Source organism: Gammaproteobacteria bacterium, from assembly GCA_013001575.1.
In the GTDB taxonomy this organism is placed as follows: Bacteria; Pseudomonadota; Gammaproteobacteria; order Steroidobacterales; family JABDMI01; genus JABDMI01.
Window position 1 is genome coordinate 18,386 of sequence record JABDMI010000005.1, and the last position, 11,990, is coordinate 30,375.

Genomic DNA, 11,990 nt, shown 5'->3' on the forward strand with positions numbered 1-11,990 from the left:
TTTTGGAGCATAATTTCATCCGGTGAATCAGAAAAACCTAATCCACCAAGCTGTGTTTACTCCGATCAAAAACTGCTCCACTGGGTGGGGTCATATTGGTGAAAACTGTGATCACGGGATGAAAATTTCACAATATGCTGGCTAAGTGGGCATAATCTGAACGAAATATCCGTGCTTGAATTTTGCTGATTTGTTCTTGCTCAATTAGTAGCTAGAGTCATTTCATCCACAGAATGGTGGCAACGCCGTATAAGTTAATAATCCACTTTAAGTAGGATGATTAATAAAGCATATTTTTTCACATAAGTAATTGTTTTATAAGAATAATTTTGAAAAGTTGAATAAATGAACAATCTGTTTCAAGCAGCGGGTATTGTCGGTCGGAACCCCCCAAAGTGTGGACTTGCCCACAGACTTATCCACAGAAATTGTGGATATCCTGCCAATCGCAGCAACATTGCCAAAACCGACGCTGACCAATGGGCAATTACTGAACAGACCTTTTGCAATCCAGGCCGGGTATTTCGATCCTATGAATAATTGTATTCTGGAAATTGCCCTCCCGGTGCCGCTCACCCAATACTTCGATTACAAGTTTGTCGGGAACGACTCCGAGATCCCGAAAGTCGGGCAACGCATCCAGGTTCCTTTTGGTCGAGCCAGTTCGCATTCCAAGGCCGGTGCGCGCAAATTGATCGGCATTATTACGGCCATCAAGACCGAAAGCGAGATAGACGACGCCAAACTCAAACACGCGCTTGCCATCCTCGACGACGAGCCTTTGTTGTCACCCAAACTGGTTGAATTATTGAAATGGTCGGCACAGTATTATCACTATCCGCCGGGTGCGGTATTTGAAGCCGCGTTACCGGTTTGGCTGCGCAAAAAGATCGAGTTACCTGAAAAACTTCAAGAACAGGTTTGGCGCCTGACCGAGAAAGGGCATATTCAACACGAAGCCGAACGCTTTGCCAAACTCAAAAAACGCGCACCGGTACAAGCCGCCCTACTCGATCATTTGGCGCATCACCCGGAAGGACTGAGCAGCGCCGATCTGAATAAGGATGTTCCCAAGTGGCGCAACAGCATGCGTGCGCTGGAAAAAAAACAACTGGCCTACAGTGAATTAAGTGAGTTACTGATTCAGTTACCCATGCACGACGTGGCACCACAGTTAAGTGATGAACAAAAAACTGCGGTTGCGGCCATTGACGTTGCACTGGCAAAAAAAGCCTTCGCCCCGTTCTTATTGCAAGGGGTAACCGGAAGCGGCAAAACTGAATGTTATCTGGCTGCCGCCGAACATTGCTTACGCCAAGGCAAACAGGTTTTATGTCTGGTGCCTGAAATTGCACTGACCCCGCAATTTATTGAACGCTTTGAACAACGCTTACAAACCCCACTGGCTGTTTTGCACTCCGGCATCAATGATCGCGCGCGCTGTCTGGCCTGGATGGCGGCACAAGATGGCACCGCCAAAGTCATACTGGGTACCCGTTCTGCCTTGTTCACGCCCATGCAAGATCCCGGCCTGATCATTGTGGACGAAGAACACGACAGTTCTTTTAAACAACAGGATGGTTTTCGTTATTCGGCACGCGATCTTGCTTTGGTGCGGGCAAAGAATGAGAACATCACCATCATTCTGGGATCGGCCACGCCCGGCATTGAAAGTCTGTATCAAGCGCAACAAGGTCACTATCAGCATTTACAACTTCTGCAGCGTCCGGATGACCGACCCATGCCGGTGGTGCATTTGATCGACATGAAAAAAGAGCCCGGGCAACAAGGCCTGAGTTATCCCTTGATCGCCAATATGGAAAAAGTACTGGCCCGGGACGAACAGGTTTTGGTGTTTCTGAATCGTCGTGGCTTTTCACCAGTCTTGCTGTGCCCGGAATGTATGTGGAGCGGCGTGTGTAATCGCTGCGAAGTCAACATGACCTATCATCAGGCAAAAAATCGCTTGCGTTGTCATCATTGCAATAAAGATCAGGTCGCACCCAAACATTGTCCGAGTTGTAAGAATGAACTCAAACCGGTTGGTCAGGGGACTGAGCGGGTGGAAGAATTTCTGCGCACACGCTTTCCTGATACACCGGTCATCCGCATTGACCGCGACACCACGCGCAGCAAAGAACAAATGCGTAGCCAGCTTGCAGCGGTACATTCCGGTGGGGCAAAAATTCTGGTCGGCACACAAATGCTGACCAAAGGCCACGATTTTCCCAACGTCACTCTGGTTGGGGTACTGGACGCTGACGGTGGCCTGTTCAGTTCGGACTTTCGTGCTTCAGAACGCCTGGCGCAACAGATCGTGCAAGTGTCCGGGCGCGCCGGGCGCGCGGAAAAACCGGGACTGGTTCTGATCCAGACCATGTTTACAGACCATCCATTATTAAATCAATTAACCGGGCATGCCTATATGGAGGTCGCGCAAGACATTTTGCAGCAACGCGAAAGCGCTGAATGGCCGCCCTATTCGCATTTGGCCCTGATCCGTGCGGAGTCTGCGGTGATTCAGGAACCCATGGTTTTTTTACGTGAGTTAAAAAAACATCTAGAGGCCGTCTTGGATGAAAAACTCTCCAAGCAAGTGCAATTACTGGGCCCGGCTTACGCGCCCATGGCCAAGCGTGCCGGCTACTTTAGAACCCAGTTACTTTTCCAGTCACCCACACGGGCGTCATTACACCAGGTGCTGCATCACACGCAGGAGATCATTCACAAAATGAAACTCAGTCGGCACATTCGCTGGTCACTGGATGTGGATCCGGTAGAACTCTACTAGTGACAGGCTTTTTCACGATGTATTAGGCGCGAATCAGTTAAAATGCGCGCTGTTATTCGAACAAAATTCTAAATACACAATGCCAAGCAACGCGCCACATTTACGCCAGCAAGTTCAGGGACTGATCAAAACTGCTGTAGAAAAGTATTCCTCATCGCTGGAAGATTCTGATCTCGCCACCGAAGTGCGTAGCAAAGATGTGCATATCGAGCGAACCCGTGACGCAAAATTTGGTGACTTTGCCAGTAATATGGCCATGAGTCTGACCAAAATGCTTAGAAAGAATCCGCGCGAGATCGCTGAACATATCATTGCAGCGTTTCCCGACAACGACTTGATCGAAGAACTCACGGTTGCCGGTCCGGGATTTATCAATCTACGTTTGGCAGCACATGTGTATCACAATGAATTACTCAACATCCTGCACAACGGCCCCGACTACGGCAAGCAGGCTGCAAATAACCAAAGTGTGTTAGTCGAATTTGTCTCGGCCAATCCCACCGGTCCACTGCACGTCGGGCACGGTCGGCATGCCGCTTATGGTGATAGTGTTTCAAATTTGCTGGAAGCGACAGGCTATGCGGTGCATCGTGAATATTATGTCAATGATGCCGGTCGCCAAATGCAAATTCTTGCGGTCAGTGTTTGGCTGCGTTATCTGGAATTGTATCAAGTTGCTTTCCCTTTTCCCGCTAATGCATACAAGGGGGATTACATTGTCGAGATCGCCAATAAGCTCAAAAAGCAACATGGCACCGGGTTTGTAAAACCCTTTGAAAAAATATTTAAAAATCTGCCCGATGACGAACCCGAAGGTGGCGACAAAGACGAATATATAGATGCCTTGGCCGTACGCTGCAAAAAACTCATAGGTGACCAGGCTTTCAATATTATTCTGGATGCTGCACTCGAATCCATTTTGGCCGATATTAAAAATGACTTGCACGAATTTGGTGTTTCTCATGACGAATGGTTTTCGGAGCGCCGGCTGGTAGATGAAGGCCTTATTCAGGATGCCCTCGACAAGCTCGAAGCCAATGGTACCGTGTATGAAAAAGACGGCGCAAAGTGGTTCAAAGCAACCCAATATGATGACGAAAAAGACCGGGTGGTAGTGCGCGAAAACGGTGTGACAACCTATTTTGCCTCAGACATCGCCTACCATTTAAGCAAGCGCCAACGCGGAAATGATCTTTTGCTGGATATTCTCGGTTCTGATCATCATGGTTATCAAGCCAGGGTACGTGCCGGATTGGTAGCTATGGGTGAACCGGCTGATTCCCTGGAAGTTCGTTTGATGCAATTTGCAAATTTGTATCGTGGTAAACAAAAGATCCAGATGTCCACACGCTCGGGATCCTTTGTGACCTTACGCGAATTACGCCAAGAAGTGGGTAATGACGCGGCACGTCTTTTTTACGTTACGCGTTCCAACGAACAACATCTGGATTTTGACCTGGAACTGGCCAAAAAACGTGACAATGAAAATCCGGTCTATTATTTACAATACGCGCATGCCCGTATTTGTAGTGTTTTCGCCCAACTCGCAGAACAAGGAATGACTTTTGAGCAAGAACTGGGACAGCAACATCTCAAACTTCTAGCTGCCCCGCAAGAAATGCAATTGACCAGAAGTCTGAGTCGATACCCGGAGATGCTGGACGCGTGCGCGAGCAACCGTGCGCCACACACACTGGTGCAATACTTACGTGATCTGGCTAATGATTTTCATTCTTGTTACAACGCCAACAAAGTACTGGTCGAAGAGGAGGAGTTGCGCAATGCACGTTTGTGTTTGTATCAGGCCACCCGCCAGGTACTGCAAAACGGTTTTGCCATAATCGGTATCAGCGCTCCGGAAAAAATGTAAGCCATGGCCAGAGATTACAAAAATTCTCCTGCACCAAAGCGCACTTCCGGGCGTAAAAAAACCACGCGCAAAAAGACCTCACGAAAAAGTACGGGCAAAAAACATTCCGGCTTCAAATTGCCCACCTGGTTATGGTTTGTTTTGGGCATTATGGTAACTTTGGGCGCGGTGTGGTTAAAAGATAATTATTTCACCCCGCAATCCGAAGTCGATGAACCCGAGCTAACGCCTTACACCTCGCGCATGGAGCAAGGTGAAACCAGCACTAAAGAAAAAGAACCGGCACAAAGTAAAGAATTCGAATTAAAAAAAGATCCACGTTTCACTTTTTACGAGCGCTTGCCTAAAGACGAGATAATTATTCCGCAAGAAGCTCTGGAAGTGGAAGTGGATAAGAACAAGAATCGCGAGCCCCTGGGAAAAATTGAAAAAAGCGGATCGTATGTATTACAAGCGGGTTCCTTTCAGGAATTTGCTGACGCCGACCGGCGCAAAGCAGAACTGGCATTATTGGGATTGGAATCTGTGATCCAAAAAGTCAGTATTGATCAACGCAACTGGTATCGGGTCAGGATAGGACCCTACACCGATCTGACCATACTGAACGACACCCGAAATCGTTTGCGTAATGGTGCGATCGATGTTTTGGTAATACGCACCAAGTAATTCCTCAATCAATTTTTCCTATCTCTCGATCTTGCCCTGAGAATGGGCAATTAACTGCACCCGTTGATGGCATTTGTCTGGTGCAACGCACTATATCCAAGCACTTCTCGAATCTAACCGGATTAATAATTCACATTTTGGTTTATTTGATACTGATTTCAATGCCATTCAATGCATTTGCCAAAGTTGGCACACTGGTTGCTTCAGTTAGGGTAAATATTTACAACTAACTGGAGAATTCATGAATATCGCACCCAAAGTACCAAAACTCGTTTTATTAACCACGCTTGCATCGAGTATGCTCATTAGCGCTACAACGCTGGTGGCAGACGACGATCCAATCTCGGCCAATGTGGCAATTTCCACCGATTACGTATGGCGCGGAGTGTCACAAACCCTTGAAAATCCTGCAATTTCCGGAGGATTCGACTTTGCCCCAACGGACAACTGGTATGTCGGGGTGTGGGGGTCCAATGTGGATTTCGGCGATGTCGAGAACATGGAGTTTGATATTTACGCCGGTTGGACCACTGAACTGGATAATGGTCTGGGCATTGATATTGGATTTATTCAATACTTGTACTTTGATAGTGCCGGTGATGTGGATTTTAACGAGTTTTATGCCGGCCTCAGCCATAGTGGCTTTAGCGGAACCATTTCTTACGACGGTGACAGTAAATGGACCTATTACGACCTGGGCTATGAATACGAACTGGCTAACGGCGTTGGACTTGCCGCCCATATTGGTAATTACGACCTGGATTCAGCGGGCGATTACACCGACTATTCCTTAGGTGTCAGCGCCAGTCTGGCTGGTCTGGATTATGCCCTGACCTACCACGATACCGACATTGATAACTTGGCCGAAGGCGACGGCCGTGTCGTTCTGACCATTGGTAAATCTTTTTAGGTCATTAACAATACATAACCACTTATTTTTTTATGCTCACTCACAATTGCTGAACACAATTGACTCCTCCCAGATGTATCTTGAGCAAAACCCGTTGAATTTACTTCAACGGGTTTTTTTTTTGATTGTACCTGTTTGGAAAAATGATCAGCTTTCTTTGCTGCGACCAAACTCGATTCCCAGGGTTTTGAGTTTACGATAAAGGTGAGTCCTTTCCATTCCAACAACAGTCGCGAGTTTTCCGACTTTACCGTCACACAATTTTAGCTGATGTTCCAGGTAGGCTTTCTCAAAGGCTTCTCGTGCCTCACGTATTGGCAAAGACAGCCAATCCTCTTTCATCATGCCAGTGTGCAATGCGGGTTCGATCGCCAGCACGGCATCCACGTCTGCAGGCATGATCTCGCTTCCATCAGCCATCACCAACAAGCGATGGATGACATTTTTCAGCTGACGCATATTCCCGGGCCAATCGTAATTTCTTAATCGATTTTGTGCCGCGATACTAAAACGTCGAAACGGCAGATCATGCTCCTCGACCATGACATCGACATAGTAACGCAGCAGGTTTGGTACATCCTCGAGATATTCCCTTAAGGGTGGAATCTGTAGGCGCAGGGTGCTGATCATTTGCATCAAGTCGGTACGGAAAGTCAAGGCATCCGTCTTTTGATCGAATCCGGGACGCGAGGAACTCAACAAGCGAAAGTTAGCATGCACAGGCTGCCTGGAATTGACCGGTGTGAATTGTTCTTTTTCCAAAACGCCGTACAACAAGCGTTGCAAACTCGAAGACATGTCTTCCAGTTCGTTAATAAATAACACTCCGTCATCAGCTTGCTGTAATAAGCCCGGTCTTAATTCAGAATCTACCACTTCACCAAACAATACACTCGCCGCATGATCATCAGACACTGTTGACGGGACCAAATTTACAAATGCGCCGGTTTTTTCTTTGGATAGGGCGTGGATATAACGGGCAAAAGCTTCGCGGCCGGTACCCGATTCGCCCAGGATCAGGGCACTGGCGTGTTGTTCAGCAATCTTGCGTGCATCTTCGCGAGCTTTTTTGATCACGGCACTTTTGCCGATGGGTTCGATCAGCGGAGGAATCAGGCTGTGAATATTCTTTTTGGCAGGTTTTTTGGTTTGCTTAAGGGCTTTTTCAACAGCGCTTAACAATTTTGCCATCGACAAGGGTTTTTCAATAAAATCAAATGCGCCCAGGCGTGTGGCTTCGACCGCGGTTTCGACCGTGCCATGGCCTGACATCATGACCACCGGCATTTTCAGTTTGCCGGTTTGTGACCACTCTTTGAGTAAGGTAATGCCATCCACTTCGGGCATCCAGATATCCAGCAGCACCAGATCCGGTGAACCCATGGATTCTTTTTGGCGAGCTTCTTTGGCGCTCGCTGCGGCCGTTACTGAATAACCCTCTTCTTCCAGGATCTCCTGAACCAGGTTACGAATATCGCTTTCGTCATCAACTACAAGAATTTCAGCACTCATGTAAATGGTCACCTAGTTGGTGTTATTTGAACGCCCCAGTGTATCAATATTTTGTTGTTTTTTGGTCACTTTCACGGAATCGATCTGTTCACGCGCATGGCTGCCCTTGGATAAGCGCTGCAAACGTGCCGCCTCATTGGCCGGCAACATGATGCTGACAACCGCACCGCTGATGTTCTTATCCTGGTAATGATTGGCCAGCTTGATCTCGCCGTGATGCTCGTCGATCAGTTTGCGTACAATTGCCAGGCCCAATCCTGTGCCTTTGGTTTTGTTGGTGACATAAGGCTCAAACAGGTCGTCCATGGTCTCTTCATTAAAACCACTTCCACTGTCAGCCAATTCTATCTTTACGTATTGGTGACCATCATTTGTAACCGATCGAGCGGATAACCAGATCTTGCCAGCTTGCGGTGGTTGCTCGGGATTATCCAGTTCGGTATTCAAGGCATCGTAGGAGTTACTGAATAAATTATGCATGATCTGGCGCAAACGGTCCTTGTCCGCCTCTAGAGTGATGTCTTGTGAGGGGAGATCAACGTGCACAGCAATTCTTTGATCACGCGGTTTGTACAGCAACACGATCTCTTGTAACAATTCATTCAAGTTGAACTCTTCGAAATTTATTTCGGGAGCACGGGCGTAGTCACGAAATGCATCGACCATATTTTTCATGGCGTCAACCTGACTGATAATGGTCTGGGTCGCATTGTCCAAAACCTGTTTTTGATCGTCAGGCAAGCTTTCCAGATAACGGTAGCGTAAACGTTCGGCCGATAACTGGATCGGAGTTAATGGGTTTTTGATCTCATGCGCCAGGCGTCTGGCCACTTCACCCCAGGCCGAATCACGCTGTGCCCGAATTAAACGGGTAACGTCGTCAAATACAATAACAATGCCCTGTTCTTCTTGTTCTCCTGCCAACACCGAACAGGCCACCACCAGCACCCGCCGACCGCGCTCCGTGCTGTATAGGGCGAACTCCTCACGCCATTCGGTTTGTCCATTTTCGATGCGCTCCTGACAGTGCTGCATGAATCCTTGCAAGAGACCATCGGCGTTCTGGATCTTTCCAATGTGATGTAAATAGAACGGATCGAGGTCTGCGCCAAGGATTTCCTCCGCGGCATGATTGGCACGCCGCAAGTTCAAATCGTGATCAAAGGAGATCACCCCGGTGGATAAACGACTCAGGATTGCCGCCAGATTGGCGCGTTCATTTTCGATCAGGAGACGGCTTTTTTGCATTTGGGCGTCCGCATCGGCAAGCCTTGTGGTCATGGCATTAAAAGACTGGGTTAAGAAACCGATCTCATCAGAACTGTACACTTCCAGTTGCTGTTTATAGTCTCCGGCAGCAACGGCACGCGTTCCCTCCGCCAGGGTCTGAATAGGCTGCACCAGGCGGCGCGAAATTGTGAACGAGGCCCAGACCGCGGCCAACATCGAGATCATAAACGCCAGACCCAAAGCCAGGGTGAATCCCTGTTTCAGAGGCTTACGCGCCTGGGTTAATTCGTTGTAGCGGTTGATCACTGTTTCGGCATTATCGGCCAGTTCACTGACGAATTCGGTACTGTTGTATTCGGCGTAAAGAATTCGTAAGGCATCAATTGGTGTGACTTGTGGAACTGTAACCGCAGTCCGGATGACCAGCTTGCCGTCGGATTCACGGTCAAAACTCACGTAGCCATTGCTGTAGAGGGCCGCTTGTTGCATTTCATTGGTCAGGATAGAAATCTTTTCACTGTCGATCTCGGCAGTACTGGTGCCGAGCAATTGGCCATTGTTGGCGTACACGCTGATCAATGTAGCGCCGGAACGGGCACGAATACTATCAATCTCGAATACCAGATTTGAGCCAAACAGGTTTTTCATCACATCAGCGATCTCGTTACTTCTCGCCAAATGTACCGCTTTGGTGTTATCCAGAGAACGCCGACTCAAATTCAAAGCATCTTGCAAGCCTTGTTCCACTTCCACGTTAAACCAGCTATCCACAGCATCGTTACTGAACTGGGTGGAAAAATAAAACATGAAACCCAGTGGAATCAACACCAGCGGAATCAGAAGCGTTAGCATGTTGACGGTTAATCGCGTTCCCGGCACCTGTTGTTTGTATTGTTTGTACAGGCGCCAGCCATTCACCAGAATTACGCCACTTAATAGTAATACACCGATAAAATTTATTAAAAAGATCAGACCGCTGTATTCCTGAAACCCGCCTGAACTCTTGGTGGATTGAGTGAGCAAAAACATCGACACGCCCATCAAGACCACACCGAATATGGTCAAAAGACGGAGTGGAAAACTTTTTAGAGTTTTAACGGCCACACATACCACTCACTGACCAGTACCCAGTCAGCCCAGTATTTTGCAAGGTATTGTAAAGGATCGGGAAAATGTCTTACATCGACCACCAGGCGCGCTCGTGCTTGAATGATCTCGGGGTTCGGGACATTGCTGGCGCTGAGCAAAGGAATGTCTTTCAAGGTTCTCAGGCTATAGATGGCCTGCTCTGCGGTCGCAAACGACTCTTGTTGTGCCAAGTCCGGGATGGAAACCACATAGCGCTCGGTAACCGCATTGAATTGGATCAAATACAGTTTATTCACTCGCGCAATGGTTTTATCGCGCCAGTAGCGTCGTGGCCGCACTAATTCGGCCTGCAGCTCAATCCGGATGGGTAAACCCTGTTGCAAAATACTTTTAGCTTCATCATGCAGGGCATAGGCAATATCGGCAGTCAGATAATAGGTGTCATCCAAAACTATGGTCTGGGCATGGCTGACCTCGAAACGGTCTGATGCGTGCAAACCAATACTCACCATGCACAAGCCTAAAAACAGTCCAGCGCGCGCACACAAGTGTATGAAACTGTTGTTTTTCGATTGTGACTGTTGGTTTTCCATTTTGACTGGTTAATCCTGTTTGGTTTTTTCTAAAAGCGCGTAAAAAAATCCATCTCGCCCCAAACTGCCAGGCAAGATCTGTGCACCAAATTCCGTGTCAATACTATCGTCAATGTTTACGGGTATTAGTGTAGCATCCTTATAGGTGCTTAAAAATTCTTGCACTTGATCGCAATTTTCGGCATGCAGTACAGAACAGGTGGCATACAACAAGCGGCCGCCCGGATTCAAAACTCTCCAGAGATTATGTAAAAGTTTTTTCTGGACGTCACATGCGTGTAGAACTTGCTCTGCTGAACGGCGTAACTTGATGTCCGGGTGTCTGCGGATCACGCCAGTGGCAGTGCATGGCGCATCTAGCAGAATTCGATCGTATGATTGCGTGAATTTATATTCAGCTGCGTCGCCTGCAAGCAGTTTCAGGCCACGCCGATCACCATAGCCCAGTCGCATAATTGTTTCATTCACTTGCTCAAGACGTTTTTCTGAAATATCCAGCGCAAGCAAGTTTGAGTCGGGAGACAAGCGCTCGAGTAAATGTCCGGTTTTACCACCGGGTGCTGCGCAGGCATCCAGCACCTTGAGATCGGTTTCACTTTCAGAACCCTTGATCAATAAATGCGCCGCATGCTGAGCCGCAACGTCTTGTACTGAAAAATAACCTCGGGAAAAATTCGGGATCTTGCTCACATCGCTTGCAGCATCCAGGGTAACTGCAGTTGGGCAAGCCGAATGCGCCTGTGCAGTTAATCCGGCAGATGTCAGACTCGCAAGCGCTTGTGCGCGTGAGGTTTTACTCAAATTTACGCGTAAACTCATGGCAGCCTGGGCATTATTGGCCTCAAGTATGTCACGCCAGTTTTTTGGCCAGTCCTGTTTAAGGCGATTCATTAACCATTTGGGATGTGCGTAACGCTCGACTTCGTTGTTGAATTTTTTGTCTGTCAGATCGCGTTGATAATTTCGCAAAACGCCATTGAGCAATTTGATGGCCCAGTCCTTTTGCAAAATTTTGCAGGCGTTCACAGTCTCGTGAATTGCGGCATGCTCTTTGACACGCATTTGACTCAATTGATGCATGCCCAATATAAACAAAGCGATAACCTCGCCTTCTTTGGCCTTGATAGGCTTACTCAAGTAATGATTCAGTTGATATTGATAGCGCAAATAAAATCGCACGCAGCCGTACAAGGCCGCACTCATCCAGGCATGTTGCTCGGAATCGGGTAAGGCTGGAGTTAATACGCTATCGAGACCGGCCTTGTCATTGTTATGAATTACCCTCCACAAACGACGCGCCGTCTCCGCACGTAATTGCGCAGGATTTAA

General features: G+C 48.0%; 8 protein-coding genes. 4 read left to right on the forward strand and 4 right to left on the reverse strand.

From position 1 onward, the window contains the following. Nucleotides 1-532 precede the first annotated feature (532 nt). From HKN88_00370 to HKN88_00385, 4 genes are all read left to right on the forward strand, one after another. Complete coding sequence (locus tag HKN88_00370; protein ID NNC96504.1) at nucleotides 533-2,791, forward strand: primosomal protein N'; 2,259 nt, start codon at nucleotides 533-535, stop codon at nucleotides 2,789-2,791. A 79-nt stretch (nucleotides 2,792-2,870) separates the two neighbouring features. Then, nucleotides 2,871-4,661: an arginine--tRNA ligase gene (locus tag HKN88_00375; GenBank protein NNC96505.1), complete on the forward strand. Its 1,791-nt coding sequence runs from the start codon at nucleotides 2,871-2,873 to the stop codon at nucleotides 4,659-4,661. Nucleotides 4,662-4,664: 3 nt separating this feature from the next. Continuing rightward, nucleotides 4,665-5,327 carry a hypothetical protein gene (locus HKN88_00380; protein ID NNC96506.1) on the forward strand — a complete coding sequence of 221 codons (663 nt, stop codon included), beginning with the start codon at nucleotides 4,665-4,667 and terminating at the stop codon, nucleotides 5,325-5,327. A 241-nt stretch (nucleotides 5,328-5,568) separates the two neighbouring features. Beyond that, complete coding sequence (locus HKN88_00385; GenBank protein NNC96507.1) at nucleotides 5,569-6,237, forward strand: hypothetical protein; 669 nt, start codon at nucleotides 5,569-5,571, stop codon at nucleotides 6,235-6,237. Nucleotides 6,238-6,384: 147 nt separating this feature from the next. Here HKN88_00385 and HKN88_00390 read toward each other — a convergent pair whose 3' ends face one another. The 4 genes from HKN88_00390 to rsmB form a co-directional block, all read right to left on the reverse strand. Further along, on the reverse strand, nucleotides 6,385-7,749 hold the full coding sequence (locus tag HKN88_00390) for a sigma-54-dependent Fis family transcriptional regulator (protein NNC96508.1): 1,365 nt from the start codon (nucleotides 7,747-7,749) through the stop codon (nucleotides 6,385-6,387). Nucleotides 7,750-7,761: 12 nt separating this feature from the next. Beyond that, nucleotides 7,762-10,083, reverse strand: coding sequence for a HAMP domain-containing protein (locus tag HKN88_00395; protein ID NNC96509.1), 2,322 nt, complete (start codon nucleotides 10,081-10,083; stop codon nucleotides 7,762-7,764). Further along, nucleotides 10,065-10,661 (reverse strand): DUF4390 domain-containing protein, encoded by a 597-nt coding sequence (locus HKN88_00400; GenBank protein NNC96510.1) that lies wholly within the window; start codon nucleotides 10,659-10,661, stop codon nucleotides 10,065-10,067. The genes HKN88_00395 and HKN88_00400 overlap by 19 nt, the downstream gene beginning before the upstream one ends. Nucleotides 10,662-10,670: 9 nt before the next feature. Beyond that, on the reverse strand, nucleotides 10,671-11,990 hold a 1,320-nt coding region (gene rsmB, locus HKN88_00405), incomplete at its 5' end, for a 16S rRNA (cytosine(967)-C(5))-methyltransferase RsmB (protein ID NNC96511.1).

Bases quoted from the DNA above. Each gene is read 5' to 3' on its own strand.
- HKN88_00380 (NNC96506.1), top strand. From the start codon at position 4,665: ATGGCCAGAGATTACAAAAATTCTCCTGCACCAAAGCGCACTTCCGGG.
- HKN88_00385 (NNC96507.1), top strand. From the start codon at position 5,569: ATGAATATCGCACCCAAAGTACCAAAACTCGTTTTATTAACCACGCTT.
- HKN88_00390 (NNC96508.1), bottom strand. From the start codon at position 7,749: ATGAGTGCTGAAATTCTTGTAGTTGATGACGAAAGCGATATTCGTAAC.
- HKN88_00375 (NNC96505.1), top strand. From the start codon at position 2,871: ATGCCAAGCAACGCGCCACATTTACGCCAGCAAGTTCAGGGACTGATC.
- HKN88_00400 (NNC96510.1), bottom strand. From the start codon at position 10,661: ATGGAAAACCAACAGTCACAATCGAAAAACAACAGTTTCATACACTTG.
- HKN88_00370 (NNC96504.1), top strand. From the start codon at position 533: ATGAATAATTGTATTCTGGAAATTGCCCTCCCGGTGCCGCTCACCCAA.